At 50.2% G+C, this 19,768-nt stretch carries 20 protein-coding genes; all 20 read left to right on the top strand.

What is annotated here, in order from left to right; translation table 11 throughout:
* The first annotated feature begins 3 nt into the window (after window positions 1-3).
* The 20 genes from FZ040_RS12215 (at window position 4) to FZ040_RS12120 (ending at window position 19,753) form a co-directional block, all read left to right on the top strand.
* Window positions 4-963: an ATP-binding protein gene (locus FZ040_RS12215; RefSeq protein WP_149172248.1), complete on the top strand. Its 960-nt coding sequence runs from the start codon at window positions 4-6 to the stop codon at window positions 961-963.
* Complete coding sequence (locus FZ040_RS12210; RefSeq protein ID WP_149172247.1) at window positions 960-1,685, top strand: hypothetical protein; 726 nt, start codon at window positions 960-962, stop codon at window positions 1,683-1,685. The genes FZ040_RS12215 and FZ040_RS12210 overlap by 4 nt, the downstream gene beginning before the upstream one ends.
* 533 nt (window positions 1,686-2,218) lie before the next feature.
* A complete protein-coding gene (locus tag FZ040_RS12205; protein WP_149172246.1) occupies window positions 2,219-2,779 on the top strand; it encodes a S26 family signal peptidase in 561 nt (186 codons plus the stop codon).
* A gap of 12 nt (window positions 2,780-2,791) precedes the next feature.
* Window positions 2,792-3,334 carry a hypothetical protein gene (locus tag FZ040_RS12200; protein WP_149172245.1) on the top strand — a complete coding sequence of 181 codons (543 nt, stop codon included), beginning with the start codon at window positions 2,792-2,794 and terminating at the stop codon, window positions 3,332-3,334.
* Entirely contained in the window at window positions 3,331-3,624 is a 294-nt protein-coding gene (locus FZ040_RS12195) for an STAS domain-containing protein (protein ID WP_149172244.1), read from the top strand. The genes FZ040_RS12200 and FZ040_RS12195 overlap by 4 nt, the downstream gene beginning before the upstream one ends.
* A gap of 12 nt (window positions 3,625-3,636) precedes the next feature.
* Window positions 3,637-4,113 carry a hypothetical protein gene (locus FZ040_RS12190; RefSeq protein ID WP_149172243.1) on the top strand — a complete coding sequence of 159 codons (477 nt, stop codon included), beginning with the start codon at window positions 3,637-3,639 and terminating at the stop codon, window positions 4,111-4,113.
* Window positions 4,110-4,583: a hypothetical protein gene (locus FZ040_RS12185; protein WP_149172242.1), complete on the top strand. Its 474-nt coding sequence runs from the start codon at window positions 4,110-4,112 to the stop codon at window positions 4,581-4,583. The genes FZ040_RS12190 and FZ040_RS12185 overlap by 4 nt, the downstream gene beginning before the upstream one ends.
* A 10-nt stretch (window positions 4,584-4,593) precedes the next feature.
* Window positions 4,594-5,127, top strand: a complete 534-nt coding sequence (locus FZ040_RS12180) for a hypothetical protein (protein ID WP_149172241.1) — start codon at window positions 4,594-4,596, stop codon at window positions 5,125-5,127.
* Window positions 5,128-5,141: 14 nt separating this feature from the next.
* On the top strand, window positions 5,142-5,531 hold the full coding sequence (locus tag FZ040_RS12175; RefSeq protein WP_149172240.1) for a hypothetical protein: 390 nt from the start codon (window positions 5,142-5,144) through the stop codon (window positions 5,529-5,531).
* A gap of 26 nt (window positions 5,532-5,557) precedes the next feature.
* Entirely contained in the window at window positions 5,558-6,304 is a 747-nt protein-coding gene (locus FZ040_RS12170) for a VirB8/TrbF family protein (protein ID WP_149172239.1), read from the top strand.
* 123 nt (window positions 6,305-6,427) lie between these two features.
* Window positions 6,428-7,543, top strand: coding sequence for a TrbG/VirB9 family P-type conjugative transfer protein (locus FZ040_RS12165; RefSeq protein WP_149172238.1), 1,116 nt, complete (start codon window positions 6,428-6,430; stop codon window positions 7,541-7,543).
* An 11-nt stretch (window positions 7,544-7,554) separates the two neighbouring features.
* Complete coding sequence (locus FZ040_RS12160; protein ID WP_149172237.1) at window positions 7,555-8,907, top strand: TraB/TrbI/VirB10 family type IV secretion system protein; 1,353 nt, start codon at window positions 7,555-7,557, stop codon at window positions 8,905-8,907.
* Between the two features lie 14 nt (window positions 8,908-8,921).
* Window positions 8,922-11,639, top strand: coding sequence for a type IV secretory system conjugative DNA transfer family protein (locus FZ040_RS12155; RefSeq protein WP_149172236.1), 2,718 nt, complete (start codon window positions 8,922-8,924; stop codon window positions 11,637-11,639).
* On the top strand, window positions 11,639-12,604 hold the full coding sequence (trbB, locus tag FZ040_RS12150) for a P-type conjugative transfer ATPase TrbB (RefSeq protein WP_149172235.1): 966 nt from the start codon (window positions 11,639-11,641) through the stop codon (window positions 12,602-12,604). Before FZ040_RS12155 ends, trbB begins: the two co-directional genes overlap by 1 nt.
* Window positions 12,605-12,693: 89 nt before the next feature.
* A complete protein-coding gene (locus tag FZ040_RS12145; RefSeq protein ID WP_149172234.1) occupies window positions 12,694-13,098 on the top strand; it encodes a hypothetical protein in 405 nt (134 codons plus the stop codon).
* A gap of 7 nt (window positions 13,099-13,105) precedes the next feature.
* Window positions 13,106-13,375, top strand: coding sequence for a VirB3 family type IV secretion system protein (locus tag FZ040_RS12140; protein WP_149172233.1), 270 nt, complete (start codon window positions 13,106-13,108; stop codon window positions 13,373-13,375).
* Window positions 13,376-13,435: 60 nt separating this feature from the next.
* The gene (locus FZ040_RS12135) at window positions 13,436-14,440 is read left to right on the top strand and encodes a hypothetical protein (protein WP_149172232.1); all 1,005 of its coding nucleotides are present in this window, start codon (window positions 13,436-13,438) and stop codon (window positions 14,438-14,440) included.
* Window positions 14,441-14,444: 4 nt separating this feature from the next.
* The gene (locus FZ040_RS12130) at window positions 14,445-16,919 is read left to right on the top strand and encodes a TraG/VirB4 family ATPase (protein WP_149172231.1); all 2,475 of its coding nucleotides are present in this window, start codon (window positions 14,445-14,447) and stop codon (window positions 16,917-16,919) included.
* Window positions 16,903-17,151: a hypothetical protein gene (locus FZ040_RS12125; RefSeq protein WP_149172230.1), complete on the top strand. Its 249-nt coding sequence runs from the start codon at window positions 16,903-16,905 to the stop codon at window positions 17,149-17,151. The genes FZ040_RS12130 and FZ040_RS12125 overlap by 17 nt, the downstream gene beginning before the upstream one ends.
* Before the next feature lie 4 nt (window positions 17,152-17,155).
* A complete protein-coding gene (locus FZ040_RS12120) occupies window positions 17,156-19,753 on the top strand; it encodes a hypothetical protein (protein WP_149172229.1) in 2,598 nt (865 codons plus the stop codon).
* The last annotated feature ends 15 nt before the right edge of the window (window positions 19,754-19,768 follow it).

Raw genomic sequence — 19,768 nt, 5'->3', positions numbered from 1 at the left:
AAGATGGGAGCATTGGAACCGGTCAGAAATATTGATTTTGTGAGGACACTTAGCCGGATGTCAGGCAGAAGTGAATTGGTCAAAAAAAACATGGCCAGAGGCAATAAAGCTCTGTGCATTGTTCATAGTCTCAAGGAGAAGTATGAACTGCCCCAGGAACAGTTGGCCCGGTATAGCGGCGAACTGGCTGAAATTGAAGCAGCAAATGAACAGTGCAGGTCATGTACTGGCATGGATTGCAGCCATAAGCCGGAGTGGAAGCGGCTTATGGTACAGGCTGATTGTACAGGCGGTCAATTTTCACTTCGGGTATGTCCTTGCAGGCTTCAACAGGAAAAGCTGCGGCAGCAGAGGCTGGAAAAGCTGATGGACACAGCGCATATCCCAGTAAATTACAGACAGGATACATGGACAAATTTTACGCTCATGCCGGGGAACAAAAGAGGTTTGCTGCTGGCCACTATGGCAGCCAAGGAGAATATCAGCCTGTATCTTCATGGCGATTGTGGCACCGGGAAGACGAAAATGGCCTCGATACTGGCAAATGAGCGGTTGAAAAAAGGACTTTCTGTTTTGTTTGTGTCTGTAACGGAGCTTTTCAGGACATTGCAGGATAGCTTTGATAAGTCCGGCAATAAGCAGAAAGATAAAATCCTGCCCCTGATAAAAAAAACAAATTGCCTGATTTTAGACGATATGGGTACAACCCAGCGGACGGAGTGGAAGGTGGCCATACTGCAGGAAATTATTGATTACCGCTATGCCAATGTACTGCAGACCATAGTAACATCCAATTATTCGCTGCCGGAGCTAAAAGACCACTTGATTATACGGGACCGGTCAGGCAAGGTACAGGAAGATAAACAGGCCAGCCGTATCACGTCACGGCTGGAAGAAATGTGCCAGGTGGCAAAATTGGATACGCCGAGTTTCCGGCACAAACGGGAGGATATACTTTCATGAATGCTCTAAACCCAGACCTTGGCATGTATGTAGCCGAGCAGACCCTCATAAAACGATTCAAGATAAGCGACAAGGAACGCAGTAAGCTATGGGAGTTGGCGGATTTCTGCAAGCTGGAGCCGGAGGACAGCAAGCGATACCAGACCTTCCTGAGCCTTCAGCGGTACAAGATAAATATGGCAGTGGTGGATATTGTCATGATGGGACTGACACAGGAAATGAAGGATTTTGTGATAGCCAAATACCGGGATGAAAAGAGTTTCCACCGCATTTCCATGGAGCTGTTTGTTTGTGAAGCCACCCTGCACAAGTGGAACAAGTTCATTTTGCAGTCCATTGCCACCATGAGCAGCTATAACCTTACCGAGGAAGATATTTACCGGCCAAATGTGGTGAGGAACATGATTCACTTGCTGGATATGCGTATCAACACCTTCTGCAAGGCGGAAAAACTGAAGTATAACCAGATGTGGCTGGATTCCTTGGTGGATAAGCGCCGCAGGTACAGAAGACTGCTGGAAACGCTTATGGAGGTACAGGGAGCCTTCAAGACGGCAGCTGCAGAGGACAAGGATTATGTACGGTATCAGGTGATAAACGAGAAAATCCGTCACCACAACGAAAATGTCAGCCAGATAGCTGGAAGATGTGGCGTTTCACTGGCAACCGTGCATAAGCACCTCAAGAGCTATTTTGATGTGGTACAGAAGTATATCGCGTGATTCAAAATTAAAAATAAATCAAGGGGCTTTGTTATCCTTGTAACAAGATGGTATAATGGTATCTGCCGCGAACCTCTAACCACGGTTTAGTCCTGGCCCAGAGGGAGGTGTCATCACATGCTTTCTTCTTTCTTCGTGGGTATTGCGAGTAGTTTAGTTGCAGCTTGTATCTACGACTGGCTTCGCAAACGCGGCAAATAATTCCTATTGGCTGACGGCTAGACTGACCATCTGTGCTTGAGGCCCCTAAGCCCCGGTGTATGCCGGGGCTTTTGAGTATATGAAAAAAGACGCCTCGGGTGACCAAACCCAAGGCGTCTTTTTCGGTGTTGCGCCGAAGCGCCACATACTTTCTTCTTGTAGCCCCATTATACCAAATATAAATGTTATAAGCAACCTAAAAGAATGTAGCCTTCATAGGGCACTTTTTTTTAGGTTGCTTATAACATTTTTAGGGCTTGAGTAAAATATCGAAGAGTTTGCGGAGCAAATTTTCCCTTAGACTTAAAAGCGTAGTCGGGAGGGGAAAGAAATTGAAGTGGATAGATACAACAAAGAAGTCCCACCGCTTTATGGTGGTTATCTTAATTTTCGCGGTGGTGCTGGGATTCTGGCGGTGCTTATCGTATGTGCCCAGGCTTCCGGCAGAGTACCGGGTATTTTACTACAATCACACGGACAGCCTGCCCCGTGGGCTTTATATGAGGGTACCACAGCGAGACATAAAGGATGGCGATTATGTGGTCTTTGAGCCAACAGAGGCTATTACGAACGTGGCGTATGAGCGTGGCTGGTTAAAGCCGGGAGTGAGGTTCTTAAAGCAGGTTGGAGCTGTGGCCGGAGAACGCTATGAGATAGAGCCGGACACCTTGCAGTTCAAGGCAAATGGGAGCTATATCGGGCAGGCATACACGGAAGACCGAGAAGAAAGGCCGATGCCGGTGCTTCGAGGCAGCTTTGTGGTGCCGGAGGGAGAGTTTCTGCCCATAGGCACCAACCCGAGAAGCTTTGATGGCAGATATACCGGCACAGTACCGCTTAAAAATATCACGGCAAGGGTGATCCCCTTAATCACGGGAACATGGATGCCGTAGGAGGATGAAGTTTTGCAGGACAGAGAGATTCAGCATTATCACATACAGGGCTATGATGCGTTCTTCCAGGAAGCCCTGCCGCCAATTAAATCCACCTTGGATAAAAAGCTGGGGGACACGGAAGGTCATTTTGCCATGGCCATAGTGGAAGCAGCCCAGAATGCTGCCATGTACGCCAGAAAAAGCCCGGAAGAAATGGCTATGGATATTGAACTTGTGGCCACGGAAACAGATATTACCGTAAAGGTTACGGCAGATACGAAGGATTTTGATGTCTTAGCCTATCGTGAGAATCTGGGCCGGATGGCCAGCGACAAATATTTTGGAGAAATGGAATGGGCAGATTACATCAAAGGTACCCAAAAAAGTCGAGGCTATTTCACCATGCTCATGGCTGTGGAATGCCTTTATGTGGATGTGACCGGCAAAAGCGTCACCCTTTGTGCGGCAAGACCGTATCATCCGAGAGATATATCAAGAAAAATCAAGGATATAGTGCCGAGGTTCATGTTGGAGCAAAACGGCGTAATCATAGATGGGGAGGGTATTCATTGAATTTTGTAAACAAGCAGGAAAATACAGCCGTCATTAAGGTGCCTGGGGCATATATGTTTACGGTCTGCCCCAGGGTGGAGAAAGAGTTAAAATCCTGCCTCAAACGAGGATGCCGGAAGGTACAGGTGGACTTGGAAGCCACGGAAGTTCTGACTTCGGCAGCTGTCCGGCAACTTACAGGATTCTGCCGCTTGGTAGAAGAGGAAAACTTTGGTATATGCAATGCTGCTGGCTGGGTGATGGGCACCATCAAGGCCAACAAGCTGGAAAGATGGCTGAAAGCAGTATAGGAGGAGGGGCAAATGGAAGCAGAAATTGGAATCAAGCGGAACACCAAAATAATCATTGTGGCCGTGATGACCACAATGATTATCGCTGAAATCGTAGCCTGTATTTGTATGAAAAGCGTAAGACCGGCAGAAAGCCTGGTGGTAGATTACGAAGCCGCAAAGGAAAGTATGCCGGAGCTGGAGACGGAACTTCGGGTCATGGATAGAGCCAAGCAGGAGAATACAGATGCGTTCACGGCTCTTAGCTTGTTAATGACAGGAAGACCTGCAGAAGTCGGTTTTGAAACCTTGGCCGTAAAGGCCGGGGCAGAAGATGAAAGCTGGGCCAGTGTGGCTGTTCGGGCCAAAAATGAAGCAGCATTGCAAAGATACATGAGTAATCTCACAGCCAGCAATAATTTTGGCGGTGTTGCCATTGCAAGCTCCCAGGGAAATCCAGATGGCAGCATAAATGCAGTTCTTAGCGTACAGAAGGGGGAGGCAAGATGAGCGTGGCAGCATTCTTGGAAAAAATGCGAGGCCTTACGGCAGTTATAGGTATCTTGGGCGCTATCCTCATGGCCATGACAGGCTACACGGTACATGTATTTCATGACCAGCAGGAAATACAAGGCCGGATTGCCGTAATGACACAGACTGTTAGTGACTGGCAGAAAAAGGCTGACAGGCTCAATGGCGAAAAGTTCAGGCCGGTGACAGAAGAACAGGCCAAGGTAGTAAAAAGCCGGATTATCCTTGCCGCACAGGGAAATCAGCTGAATCTTTTAGGTTCAGCTGACCATGCGGAAGAAAATGGACGGCTCTGTGAATTGGATATTAGCGGTGAGTGGGGCAATATGGTGAATTTCCTCAAAAACTTTGGTTCCAGTGATGCCCTGGTAAGCATTAAAGGGCTGGCCATGAATATGGAGCAGGGCAAGATTCAAGCTCATGTGGTTTACGAGATTTATACAAAGTGAGGCGCTTACAATGCAAACAAAAATCATAAGGTATGGGAAAAGGCATTCCCGAGCAGCTGCGTCCTTGGTGTTGGGCGTATTTGCCATAGGGCTCCTTACAGGTAGTGCATGGCAGGATGAAAAAAGCCAGCAGGAGACAGAGATTCAGGATTTCCAGAATGGAAATAATGAATCTAAGGCAGGTAATATTCAGGATTTCCATTCTGGAAATCCTGACGGAAAAGAAATAGTAAGCGTTGATTTATCCGTCAATCCCTTTGTGGAAACGGCGTCGGAGACTGGAACAAAAGCAAATACTGGAGGAAATAAAGGGGGGAATTTCCGTAATCTGCCAGCCATTCCGGCAGTTTATCCCACATCCCAGCCACGGCCCGTGCTGCCGCTGCCAAGTATTCCCAGGTCAGCTCCGCAGCAGCAAGCGGTAGTTGCAAGTGCTCCGGCTCCGGCAAGTGCCGGACAGGTGGCACCAAAGGAAAATAAAGAAGCCAGAATTGCGTTTCTTGGCGGGGAAGAGATTATGTTTGCGCAAGGCAATGGCAACTGATGGGAGGTCTTTCTTTGAAAGAGGGCAGAAGGGATAACCTGGCCTTTGGAGTTGGTATGCTGCTGGGACTGGCTATCTGCATCACTGGCATAGTCGTAGGGTATAAGGAGCTGGAACTAAGCCAGCGCAACCGGCTTATCCGGCAGTGCGATGAATTAGATGATGCCTTGGCCATCTATGCCAGCTATCACCGGGAGGCAGATAAAAAGGTCTATCCCAAGGAATTATATGACCTTGGTGCTGTTTATGACGAAGAGGCCGGGCTTCTTTGGGATAAAAACGTGGATTTTTCTCAGTTTGAGTACGAGGTAGTGCTGGATGAAACCTCGGGGAACTACATTTACCGACTGGGAGCACACCTTCCCGGCGGTTACTACTACAAAAGCAAGAAAAGCCATGAATAGGCGAAAAATACAGGAGGCAAGAATGTATGTCGATTAATAACATGTTTAGAAGGCCGGAAAAATATAACCAGATGGGAAGCAGCAACCCTGCTACACCGGCAGAGAAGGCTGCGGCTGTCTGGGACAGACGGGTAGGAAGTGCGGTGACACAGGCCTATAACTGGCGCAGGGCTACTATCCTGATGGGCGTGGCCTGTCTGGTGCTGGCTGGCGGCCTAGTGGTGCAGTCTCTAAAAACGCAGGTCATTCCCTATGTGGTAACGGTAGATAAGAGCACCGGGGAAGTGGAAAAGGCCGGAGCGTTTACGGGGGCAGATTATACCCCCGGCGAGGCCGAGAAAAAGTATTTCATCACCAAGTTTATCCTGAATGCCCGGTCCGTAGTGCTTGACCCCGTAGCCCAGACGGGTGCCCAGCGGGAAGCGGTGGCCTACCTTACCACCAATGCGGCCAACAAGTATGAAATGGTCAAGCAAAATGAGAAGTTCGATGAAAAATTCGGCAACTGCACGGTAACGCCCCATATCGTTTCCATCCAGAAGGTGCCGGATTCCGAGACATCCTATCAGGTGCGCTGGACAGAGGAAGAATATGGCATCCGCTCCGGGGACAAGAAGACCCGGAACATGAGCGGCGTGTTCTCCTATACCATGCTGCCGGTGGAAGGGGATGCCCTGCAGGTCAATCCCTTGGGGCTGTTCATTACTGGCTTTGACTTCTCCAACGATGCCAGCCAGGTCAACAGTACAAATGCCAATACAAAGAAGAGCTGATTTCAACTAAGACGGTCACATAAAAAAACAAGTGACTACCAATCCCCCGCCAATAGAGGGCGAGGGGATAGCCACTTGCTTATGTCCTTATTATAACATCAATTATTCTCAGGGGGAAAGAACATGAAAAATAACAAGTTGAAGAAAATTATCTGTGGTGCGCTTTTGTGCAGCACCTTTGCCGTGCCCTATATGGGAAGCGTGGAGGCTGCTAAAGCGCCTGATGTCAAGGCCGAGGCCCAGCAGACGGAAAAGAGCCAGCAGGAAATGCAGGATAAGCTCACGGCCTTGGAGGGAAAGCTTAAAGCCGTGGAGGCCGACAAAACCGGCGAGACGAACACAGCTGCCATCAAGGAGATTACCGAGGAACTGAAGGAACTTCACAAGCAAATGGAAAGTTCTGCAGTAGCCCAAAGCCGCATCATGGAAGCCTTGGACGATGTACAGTACAAGAACAAGGAAATGGAAAAATTCATGGAAGACCCGTCCGATGGCTACTATGGTACGGCTGCTACGGAGAAATACTTGGTTTATCCGGGAGGCAATGGCAGCACTCCCAGCTATACGCAGGATGCCATCAATGCCCAGGGCAATTCCACGATGATTTTTGCCTATGCGCCCAACCAGCTCTATAAAATCTACTGCCGCAGGGGGTATCTTACAGACTTGGCCTTCCACAAGGGCGAGAATATCAAGTTCGTGGGTGGCGGTGACACGGTCGGCTGGACGGTTACAACCTCCAACGTGGACGGTGTTCCTCACCTCTACATCAAGCCGGTGGTAGAAACCAGCACCACCAACCTCATTGTCACCACGGAAAAGCACTCCTACCAGCTTATCCTGAACACTTCCGATTGGTATAACCCCATGGTCACTTGGACTTATGAAGCCGAGAACTTAGCCAATGGCCTTCTTGCCAAGGCAAAGGAAGACCGGCTTACTACGGGCCAGGTAGCAACTACAAATATCGCAAGTCTTGATTTTAGCTACCGTGTATCTGGCGGGGAAAGCTCCAGCCGTCCTTCCATGGTATTCTCCGATGGAGAAAAGACCTTCATCAAGTTCGATAAGATGGTGGCTCGGAAATATCCGCTCTTCATCAAGGAGAAAAGTTCCAAGGACATGAAAATCACCAATTACAAGGTCAAGGACAACTATTTCATCGTGGAAAAGGTCTTTGACCGGGCGCAGATTCGCTTGTCTGACAGCGAAATCATTACCATTAAGCACAGCAAGTAAGGGGGGAGAATATGAACAACCTTTTCAAGAATATCAAGACCTTCATTGACCGTAAGCGGGGCAAGCAGGCCGAGGATGATATGGAAGATGAGGCTGAATTTGACGGGGATGATTCTGACAAAAGCCCCGGAAAGGTCAGCATGAACGGTGGCAGCCATGGTACGGTCTTCGGTATTAACCGTAAAATCATCACGGCGGTGTTGGTAGGCGGCTTTCTGGTGATTGGCATGGCTACGGTCTTTAACCTTACAGGCCATAAGGAAAAAGAGCAGGCAAAGCCGCAGCAGCAGACACAGGAAAAGGCCGCCAATGCTGATGGCGTAATGAGAAACGATAAAAATGCGGTGGCAAGCTATGACCAGCTTTTAGACCCCAAACGGCAGCCAAACGGCAAGCCGGGCAGCCATCCCAATAATTCGGGCAATGTGGAGGCAAATGGGCAGAACGGTCAAAACGGAAATAACCCCAATGCCGCACAGCAGGTGCAGCCTGTAAGGGCAAATATGCCAGTACCGGCTATTCCGCAGGCTCCTTATTCGGCTCCTGTAACGCTTCCTAGTCAGGTGAGCACGAAATCGGCTGCCCAGACTGCAGAAGAACGGGAGGCTGCACAGGCCAAGAAATCCTTGGAAGACCGTTTCAAAAGTGCCATTGACTTTGCTTTGGGCAGAAATAGTGGCAATACTGCGTCCTCCGGGGAGGCTGCAGCAAGTGCTCCGGCAGGTGGGCAGACCATGGCCATGAACGGTGGTCAGGCAAGTTCCGGCCTTGTGCAGGTAGGCTATACTGCGCCCAGTGATACGATTCTGCAAGCGGGTACGGTTATTCCGGCCATGCTTTACTCTGGCATTAACACCGATACGCCGGGACAAATTACGGCAGAGGTTCAGGCTGATGTCTACGACAGTGCCACGGGAACAAGACTTCTGATTCCGGCGGGCAGTACCTTGGTTGGCAGCTATGAAAAAGGCGATGCTGCAGATACCGGCAGGGTAAGCCTGGTATTTACTACTCTTGTCATGGCCGATGGCGGCTCCTTTAACCTTGGGGACAGCTTTGTGGCCATGGATATGGGTGGTTACAACGGCCTCCATGGCAAGGTTAACCACCATACCGGCAGCAAAATCGGCGGTGGTATGTTTGCTTCAGCATTAGCAGCCCTTGGCTCTTATGCTTCCGGCAACGTGTCAACCCAGAATACCTATTCCGGCGGCCAGCTGGCAATGCAGGGAGCACTGGCGAACCTGATGCAGACGGCTTCCACCCTCTTCAAGAAGGGCATGGATAAGCAAAATACCGTCACGATTGCCCCGGGGCAGCAGTTCAATATCTTCGTTACCAAGCCGGTTTCCTTTGGCTATTAAAGGGAGGTTTGAGCGTGGAAGATAAGCAGCAACAAACAAAAGTGATGCTTTGCATCATGGGTATTGTGCTCACAGGAATCGTCCTCGGCTCATGGTACGGCACCCAGCAAGTGGGTGCCGATTGCCATTATGCAGAGTATCTTGGAGGATTGCACATTGGAAGTTTTGCCATCTATCAGCCTTTTGGCATGGTGGTCTGGCGAAGAAGTGCCGAGATTATGGCGCAGATGCCGCCGGGGGTAATGAAGGCTCATTTCTTTGACCTTCATTTTGGTGGTCTGCTTGGCGGCGTAATCGGCTATATGATTAACAAAAAATACCAGCAGCGTACTTCCCATGGTACGGCAGCCTGGGCAACGGAAGCGGACATCAAGAAGGCCAAACTTAACGCCGAGGAAAATGGCGTAGTATGCGGCAGAAATCCCTATAACCATCAGATTATGCTCCATGATGGCCCGGAACATATCCTGCTTCTTGCGCCTACCCGTTCTGGTAAGGGCGTGGGCATTATCACGCCTACCGGGATAATCTGGAAGCACTCGATTTTCTTCTTTGACCCGAAGGCCGAGCTTTGGAATATGACTTCCGGCTGGCGCAAGAAACACCATCACCAGAAGGTCATGAAGTTTGAACCCCTGTGTAAGGACGGCTCTGGCGCACGTTGGAATCCCTTTGCGGAAATTAACTTCCAGACCACGGACGAAATGGACGATGTGACCACCATTGCGGATATGATGTGTAAGACCGGCGAGAAAAGCGGCGGTGATCCCTTTTGGGAAAATTCAGCGGTGGCTTTGGTGAAGGGCGTGATTATGCACCTTCTCTATAAGTACTACCAGGAGGGGAAGGACTTGCCTAATCCGTCCGATGTTATGAGTTTCCTGTCTTCCCCGGACATGGACACTGACCATCTTTTTGCCAACATGAAGATATATCCCCATATCAGCCCCAAGGAATTTATGGAGGTTGAGGAATGGGAAAACGAACTGGACGAAAATGGCAAGCCCAAGCTGGGGAAGGATGGCAAATTACTCCGCAAGCTAAAGAAAAAGTACCACAATCCCCTGAAGGAGATTTACGGGGAGTACATTCCCGATTTGAAGCCTTACAAAAAGGCCTTGGGGCTGCAGCCTGATACAGATGAGTGGTTCAAGGTCAAGACTTTGGAGGATTTGCGGCTGGCCATTCTTGACTATGAGAAGGACTGCAAGCCGGAAGATAAGCTAAGCTGGGAGGCTCCAGACCTATCCGGCTACAGTGACAAAAGCGATATTGATGCGGGGATTTCCATGGCAGATGCCAAGTCCCCGTGGTATCACCTGCTCGTTCATCCCAAAGTCGCAGAAAGTGCCAGCAATATGTATAACGGTGCCAAGGAAACCCGGGCGTCCATCATGCAGACCACCCAGACCGGACTTGACCTGTACCAGAATCCGCTTATCAAGGCCAACACGGCGGTTTCGGATTTTACCGTCCGTGACCTCTTAGACCCCAAACAGGCGGTGTCGCTCTACCTTGTGCTGCAGCCAAATGATGTAGAAAAGCTGCGGCCTCTTACAAGGCTTTTTATCAGCACCATGATGAGCAAGCTCGTCCGGGATATGGATTTCGGGGAAGGCGGGGGCACCACCAACGTGGTCAAGCAGCGGCTCCTCCTGATGCTCGACGAGTTTCCGCAGCTGCGCAAGATGGAGCAGATTGAAAACCAGCTGGCCATCTGCGCAGGCTACGGCGTGAAAATCTGCATCGTTGCCCAGAATATCGGACAGCTCAACCAGCTCTATACCAAGGAAAACGGCATTGCAGCCAACTGCCATGTGCAGATTTACTTTACCCCGGCAGATAATGATTCAGCACGGATGCTCTCGGATAAGCTGGGGGATGCGACCATTGCCACCAGCAGCGTGTCAAGTTCCGGCAGGCTCTTTGAGAAGAATACCTCGGTGTCGGAAAATGCGCGAAAGCTTATGACCCCGGACGAGGCTTCCCGTATGGACGAGGAAAAAGAACTGGTCTTTGTCACCGGCAAGCGGCCTATCTACGCCGATAAAATCCGTTTTTTCAAGGAGCCTTACTTTGTGAAGCGGGTATCGGTAAAGGCACCGCCATTTTCCGATACCTGTACGGAGGTCAAAGACTATGACCAGCTCTTTGCCATCCATGAGCCGGAGCGCAGGGCCCAGGAAGAAAAACGGCGCAAGGTGGAACTTGCCCGGAAAAAAGCAGAAATGGCCCAGCAGCAAGAGGCTGAGGCTTTGGCAGATAGCGGCCAGCAGGAGGAAAAAGCTAAAAATAAAGTACCCGATGCGGAACCTGAAAAGCAGCCTGTAAGTCAGACAGAAGAGAATGGAAAGGCAGCTGCAGCAGAGCCTATGCAGCCCACAGCAGAAGAACGAAAGCAGGAGGCCGAAGCTTTTGCCAAAGAGGCTGTATGTGTAAGCTGTCAGGCACACGGAAAGCCGGTGCCGCAGACAAAGGAGGAAGACTTTGAAAAAGAAGCAGGAAACGCTGAACGTACCGAAGCTCATAGACCTGAAGAACCGCAAAATGCGGACAATAGACGAGCCGAAGGGGCTGGACAGCCAGCAGAACCTTTTGAAGAAAGGGCACGGCCAGAAGGTGCGTATCCGATAGAAGCACTGGCTGATGAAGGAGACGATGAAGATGATGATGAGTTTGCGGACGATGCCGACTGGCAGAAATTCCAGCAAGACCAGAAGCAGGTGGGCTGATGGCTAATACACAGCTTGTTACTGACCGTTATGTGCAGATGTTTGAATCCAACATGGGGCCGCAGCTCATGGCCTATATGCAGGACGAAAAGGTTACCGAAATCATGCTGAACCCGGATGGCCATGTCTGGATAGATACCCAAGACCAAGGTTTGGTGGAAAGTCCCGTCACCATGAGTGCCAATACGGCCAAGCAACTCATATACAATGTGGGTTCCCTGGCTGGCCGGGTGGTCCCGGCAGATTTCCCGGAGCTTGAGGCAGAAATACCAGCCTCTAGGCTCTTTAGCTCCTGTCGTTTTCAAGGGGAACTGCCGCCGATTGTAAAAGCCCCGTCCTTTAATATCCGCAAATTTGGTAAGAAACTTTTTACCTTGGATGATTATGTGGAGCAGGGCACCATGACGGAAGTACAGCGGCAGACCATTATGAAAGCGATTCGGGAGCATAAGAATATCATCGCTGCCGGTGGCACGGCCTCCGGCAAGACCACACTCTTAAATGCTATACTGGCCGAGATTTCCAAGATGAATGAGCGGATTGTGATTATTGAGGACACCTCGGAACTTCGCTGTACGGCTCCCAATCATGTGAAGCTGCAGACGGCACCGCCGAAGATGGATATGGATATGCTGCTGAGGATTACGCTTAGAAAGTCTCCCCACAGAATTGTGGTGGGCGAGGTGCGCTCCAAGGAGGCCATGACACTCTTGGAGGCCTGGTCAACAGGCCATCGGGGTGGGTGCTGTACGGTTCATAGCGAATCGGCCTATGATACCCTTTCCCGCTTAGAGGAACTGACCTCTCGTGTCTCGCTGACACCACAGAAGGAAACAGTGGGCAGAGCTGTGGATGTGGTAGTTTATCTTCGGAAAAAAGCCACCAAGCGTGTGGTGGAGGACATCATTTTGGTGAATGGCTACAACAAAAAGACGGGAGATTACGACACCCGGAAAATCGGCTGATGGTGGTGCTGAGTAAAACATTGTAGAGTTTGCGGGGCAAATTCTCCCGTAAAATGATTCTTGGATAGAAAAAAGGAGGTTATTTCAACATGTACATGGATTCTATCAAAAAAATCAAAGCAAAGAGCGCCAAGGCGGCTGCTGATGCGCTGACCTTTGCCAAGGAAAACAAGGTCTTTATGGTAAGACTGGGGCTTATGGCAGCGGTGGCTGCTGTGCCGGATGTGGGTTTTTGTAATTCTGCATCCAACATTCAGGTAACGCCGCTGCAGAAGCCGGTGCAGATGTTTACGGACCTTATGACGGGGCCGATTCCTGCCTGCTTTACGGTTATTTCCGGGGCAGTAGGCGGTCTTTCCTGGGGCATGGGCATGGAGCAGCAGGTTACCCAGCGGGCTATTAAGTGCGTAGGTGGCGGTGCTGTGGCCACTTCCGTAGGTGCCGGTATGGAATGGATTGGCATTGACGGCGTGTCCAGCTGTCTCTTTATGTGAGGCCGTTATGGATGGTCAGGAAGGGGCTGTTTCTTGGTATAACCTGCCTTTTTATCGCTCACTGACAGAAGAAATTCTCTTTATGGGTGCGCCGAGAAACGTCATTATCCTCAATGGTATCGTGTCCTTTATGTTCGTCATGTATTTCCATTTTGTCTATATACTGCTTTTGTCTGTGGCGGTACACGCCCTGTGCGTGTATCTGGCCAAGGACGATGCCCAGTTCTTTGACTGCCTGAGCCAGTATATGTACAAGGAAAACTATTATTCAACGTGAGCAGAAAAGAGCGGAGCATGGCGTAATGCCGCTCCGCTCTGATTTTATATGAGGTGCATTATGTCGTGGAAAGAATATGATTTAAGCAATAACACGGTGGCCGACTGGCTGCCCTGGGGAGGGCTTACCCTTCCGCATGTTGTGCAGGAAAAGGATGGCAGCTACTTCGGGGTTATCCGCTATAAGGCTTTGCCAGAAGAAAGCGCGGCAGGAATTGAACTTCCTCACTTCAAAGAAGGCTGGAGCCTGTGGCTGGAACGGCAGCACGTTCCCCTGGGCGAAGACGGCCTCTATATTGTCTTATGCTGGAATCCCTTTATAAGTAAAATGGGGTACGCTGTGAACCGCCTAAACAAGGATATGCTCGTAAAGGCCGAAGATGCCGGGATTTATTTTGCCACGGTCCTGGATGACTTTGCAGAAAATCTTGGAAAGGTCACAGAGGCCAGTGTTTTGGAATATCAGGATGTCATTGACTTTATGAGCTTTGCCATTGCCTACAATGAACAGAAAATAATCATGCCGGAGGTTCCCTTATATCTGGATGCCCTGCTTTCCCAGGATTTAGACCTGAACCTCTCCGGCAATAGCATAGAACTGGGAGGGAAGGAAACGGTAGCTGTTTCCCTGGCTGCCCCCTTGCCTCTAAAACAGGAGGAAACGCTGCTTCATGCCGTAGACCGGCTGCCCTTTCGGTTTGTGCAGCGGCTTTTAATCATGGGGCCGGAAAAAGCGGAAAAGAAGCTGATGAGTTATATGAGCAAGTGGTGTGGCGGTAGAAAATCCGTAAAAAAGCTCATAAAAGCACCGCTTCTCGGAGAGCTTACGGGCTTATATGCCAATACCCTTTTCCTTCTGACAGACAAAGGGCAGGGAAAAGAAATGGAACGATATATCCGTGAAGTGCTGAATCGGCTGGAAGCCCTTTACATTGTGGAGGATTATAACCGCAAAGATGTGTGGTGGGGAAGTTTGCCGGGACTATTCCGGGCAAATCTTACACCGCCGCAAATGAGCTTTAGCGGCCTAAATGAACTTATGACTCACTACCGAAAGGAGGCGTAAGGCCTTGTACAGACTGGATTTATTCAAGAGAAATAAAAAGTGCCTGAAAGATGTCATGCCCTTTGCCAGAATTATCGAGTTTTCACCATCTGCTGGGAATCCGAAACTGGCTGTCACCATTGGCAAGGATGGCAGTTTTATGACCACATGGCGCTACCGTGGCCCTGACCTTGATTCGGCAGTGACAGAAGAGATGGCCATTATCACAAGGATTCTACAGGAAGCCATAGGCAGCGTGAAGACCGGCTGGGTTATGCACTTTGAGGCGCAGCGTACGCCATCGACCTCTTACCCGGAGGATAACTACTTTCCTGACCCCATTACCAAGGGTATCGATATGGAGCGTAAATACCTCTTTGCCGGAGGCAATTACTTTGAATCCACCTTTTACAACACGCTTTACTGGATGCCGCCAAAGGACAGCCAGGAGCGCATCCGGGAAATGATGGTGGAAGGCCGGGAGCACCGGGATGTGGATGCAGAAGATTCCCTGAACTTCTTCTACGAAGCGGTTATGAAAATCTATCAGATATTCAAGAGCCTGCGGATTCCTACGGAGTTTTTGGATAAGCATGAAACGCTGACATATCTGCACTCGACAATTTCAGCCGATAACCGAAAGCTTACCATGCCGGAAAAGCCCATGCTTTTAGACCAGATGATGTTTTACGATACACCGCTTTATGGCGGCATTGAGCCAAGACTTGGCCGGAAGCATATCCGGGTGATTACGCCTATCGACTTCGGCACTGACACGGCTTTTGGCTACTTTGATGCCCTCAATCAGATGAACTTTCCTTATCGCTGGACAACCCGGTGCGTTTGTATGTCCAAGTCCGATGTACTGGAAGAGCTGGAAAGCATTAAGCGAAAGTGGAAGGGCAAGCTCCAGTCCATCCTGTCCCTTTTGACCCACCGCCAGAACAACGTGGAGAACAACAACGAGACGGTAGAGGCAAAACTTCAGGACGTAAAGGATGCCATTAACGCCGTGGAGGCTGACACCATTTCCTATGTCTACTACACCACATCGGTGGTGGTGATGGATGAAGACCGGGAGGTAGTGGAAGAACGGGCCAAGACAGTGCGGCAGGTCTTTGTGAATCTTGGTATGAAGCAGACGGTCATTGAAGATGTGAATGCCTTAGATGCCTGGTTCGGCAGCATACCGGGGATGCTTTCTCATAATGTGCGCCGACCGCTTATTTCCACCGGCAACATGGTTCACATGATGCCGCTTTCCGATATTTGGGCAGGTCACGCCAGAAATAAGCATTTAGGTGGCCCGGCGCTCCTTTACACACAGACAACGGGCAACACGCCTTTCCGGCTGAACCTTCATGTGGGAGACGTTGGGCATAGCCTTGTAGTCGGGCCGACTGGTGCCGGTAAATCGGTGCTCCTGAACTGTTTGGAGGCTTCCTTCCGCAAATACAAGGATTCCCAGGTCATTATTTTCGATAAGGGCTCGTCCTCGAAGGTGCTGACTACGGGCGTGGGTGGAAAGTTCTACGACCTTGGCAGCGAAAGCGGAGAGCTTTCCTTTCAGCCCCTTGCCCACATTGACGATGATAACGAACGCCAGTGGGCACAGGAATGGCTGTGCGACTTCCTCCGGCAGGAGAATATGGAAATCACCCCGGAGATAAAGGGCATTATCCGTGATGCCTTGGGGGCGCTTTCCGGCATGGCACAGGAATTCCGCACGATTTCCGGCTTTGTGGGCTACCTGCAGGACTTCAAGCTCAAGGAAGCCTTTTCGCCCCTAGCCTTGGCTGACAGCAAGGGCAATCAGGGCGAATATGGTGCCATCTTTGATTCCGACACGGATAATTTGGAGATTGGCAGCTGGCAGACATTTGAAATGGAAAAGCTCATGGGTTCCAAGATGATTGTCGGTCCGGCCCTCATGTATATCTTCCACCGCATTGAGCAGAGCCTTACAGGGGCACCGACGCTCATCGTGCTCGATGAGTGTTGGGTATTCTTCGACAACCCCATGTTTGCCGAAAAAATCCGGGAATGGCTGAAAGTCCTGCGTAAATACAATGCCAGCGTGGTCTTTGCCACCCAGTCCTTGGTGGATATTACCAAGTCTCCGCTCCTGGACACGATACTCACCAACTGTCATTCTCGAATCTTCCTGCCCAACACTCACGCTTTGGAGGAAGGGCAGAAGAAGACCTATGAAACCTTTGGCCTTAACCAGCGGCAGATTGAAATCATTGCTGCAGCTACGCCGAAGCGCCAGTATTATTACGACAGCCCGGAAGGCTCCCGTCTCTTTGATTTGGCCTTGGAATACTGTCCCTTCACCCTTTCCTATGTGGCAGTAGACAAAAAGGCTCTCAACAGGATGAATGAAATCCTGACCGAGTACGGGAGAGAAGAATTTAATCATCGTTGGCTATTGGAGAACCGGGTAGACTATCCGGAAGAAAAAAGCAGGGAGGATATTATCTATGGTATCGAGTTTTGAAATCTTATTAACGATTATAATCATCTATTTTGCGGCTCGCGTGACCCGGATGGAGGAACGGGTGAACCAGCTGGAGGCAAATTTTAACCGTCATGTGAAAGAAGGTTCCATGGAGGAAAGCAACACTTCCCACATGGGGAAAGCCTTCGGTAATGCGGATGCATCCTTTACGGGAACCGTCACGGACATTGCCAAGGGAATTAAGCAGTCCGTGGATGAAGTAAGAAGGTGACAGCATGGCCGAGATAAACAAGGCATACAGACGGCTGATGAACAGTCTCCTACCCAAGGAAAAGCTTGCTGCCCTTTACGAGGGCATAGACCGGGAGGCTATGGCAGCATTTTCCGAAGCAGGCTACTCATGGGAGGATATAAAGTCCGGCCTCGTAGATAACAGCTTTTATCTTGGTTGGCTGGATGAAGCCGGGGCAGCAAAGGCCTTGGCGCGGATTCTTCCAACCGAAGTAGAAGCCGGGCGAATAAAGGCGTTATCCAGCGATACGTCAAGGGCAATGCACCATATCTACCAGAAAGTGCGTGAGCGGCACGAACAGGAGATAGCAGACCTCTTTGCACCGGCAGATGAGGAGGCTTTGTCCTCGCTGATTGACCAGGGCTTTTCTGAGCGGGCAGCACATGAATTCATGCAGGACGAGGGCTATTTTGTCCAGCAGATAACGGAAAGCCAGTATGCAGACCATTATGCCAACAACCTGTTCCGGGCTGTGGCAGAAGCCAGAGGGAAAAAGGCAAATGAAGACATGGAGGCTTGTGAAAAAGCAGCGGCAGATTTTGCTAAGCTTCCAGATAGCCCTCACAAGGAAGACGGCTGGAACTTTCATGCCGAGGGGCAGGTCGCTATCTACCTGCTGGTACAGGAAAAGTACATGCCGGAGACTGTCTATGATGTCATGGATGGCCGTCTGCATGACTATGGGCGTGAGCATGTAGATGAGCTGGAAAAGCTCATGGAAAAAGCCCAGCAGGTAAAAAATACCTATCTTGCTATTGAGGAAGCCCCGGCTTTTGGACAGGGAAAATCGCCAGTAGCCGTTTATAGGTCTTATCTGAAGCGCTATATGGCGGAAAAAGGCTGCGCTCTTTTGAGCTTTGCCGATGAACGGGCAGTAATCGGGCAGATGAAGGAGGATGGCTTTCCGGAAAAGTTTCTGCCGCAAGTTTTGCAGAAAGGCTCCCCGGTAGCAAAAGAGCCGGGGAGACTCGCGGATAAGTACATAGAAGCGCTTCTCTATGATGGAGAAGTCCAGGAGACTACCACGGCAAAGGCTGATGTCAGCACCTTGGATATGTACAAGAATCGGCTGGAAGCCTATGACAAGGCCTTCCGGCGGTCTGGCCATGATGGGGGCATTACGGGAAATTTCCGCAAATACTTTGATTGCCTCGTCACCATGGCGCTCATCCGCAAGAACTGCACGGATGAAGAGATAGAAAAAGCCATCCTTGAGGGAAATCCACACATCGAAAAAGGCCGGGAACACACCTATGCTCAGGAAATACAGGAGAAAGCACGGAGACTTATCCAAAAGCAGCAGGAATGGCTGGAAAAGGTAGAAGAAAAGCTCCCGGAAGGTAAGACCTTCAAAGAGCTGATGGCCTTGGAATATTCGGTACAGGCGATATGGAAATACCTGCTGCAGGAACGGCTGGAACTGAATCCGAGCTACACAGGACAGCTTTGGAAAAAAGGCTTGGACAGGGATGTGGCAGAAACCTGTCTTTTGCGTTACCCGGATATTGACCGCAAAGCCTTGCATGATGTGATAAATCAAAGCCCGCGGGCAATTCTCCTTGAAAATACGGGACTGGCTGAAGCCCAGGACTATGCAGATGAAATTCTTGATTCCGTGGTAGAACAGATGGCTGAAAATGCTGCCCAGCTGGCGGAAGAAGATGCCTTGGAGGACGAATATAACCGTCAGCTGGAGCTTTCTGCTGAAGGGGTGGAGATAGATGCTGCAAACGAATACCAGTGCGGTCAGGGCGCTCTGCAGCTTATGATGCACGGCTATGATACTTTGGCGATTCGCAATGCCCTGCTCAAAAAGACCAATCAACAGAGAACCAAGGCCAAGACTACGGGGGCAAAGACTGCAGCACCCTATGTCGATGGGATTTTGCAGCGGGTGCGAAATGCATATTCTAGGATTCTCAACATAAAGGCCTACCAGCAGGGCAAGGGCATACAGGAAAACGCTGCCGAGGCTGAATACAAAGCGGAAATGAAGAAGCTCTGGGAGAAGAACAAGGTCATGCGGCCAGCTGACGATGAAAGCATAGCGGCTAGGCTCCTTGCCCATCATAAAAAGGAACTGGTTATAGCGGCACTCCTTGCTTGCTCGCCGTGGACGGTGATGCCCGGGGTAAGCGGCCTCTATGTGGAGCATTACCTTATCCGCAAAGCCCAGCAGGAAATCTTGAACGCCCAGCGGCGTTTGGCCAAAGAAAAGCCAAGAGCCAGGGACAAGAAAACAGACAATATTTCCGAGGAATATCGGGATGAACGGGAGGCCATACAAAAGCGGCATACGTTTTTGCCATACAGCATGAAGATGGATGAGCTGGTGGCCATGTCGCTGCTTATGGCAGGTTTTTCCACTGTGGCAGTGGGGCAGGTTTTGGATGAAGAATCTCCTTGCCGTGACAGCCAGCAAAACTATGGTATAAGCGTTGCCAATCGGGCACATAAAGCCGCATTCAGCAAAATAGCGGTGGAGGAAGAAGTTCGCAACGAAACATGGGCTGGCATTGAAACGCCGGTCAGGCGTAGGACGATAACCGAAACGGTTTATACAGGGGGCGTGAATGGATGAAACGGTTATTCTCTA

This window comes from Pseudoselenomonas ruminis (genome assembly GCF_008271295.1).
Taxonomy (GTDB): domain Bacteria; phylum Bacillota; class Negativicutes; order Selenomonadales; family Selenomonadaceae; genus Selenomonas_A; species Selenomonas_A ruminis.
This window is presented reverse-complemented; position numbering and strand designations above follow the sequence as displayed.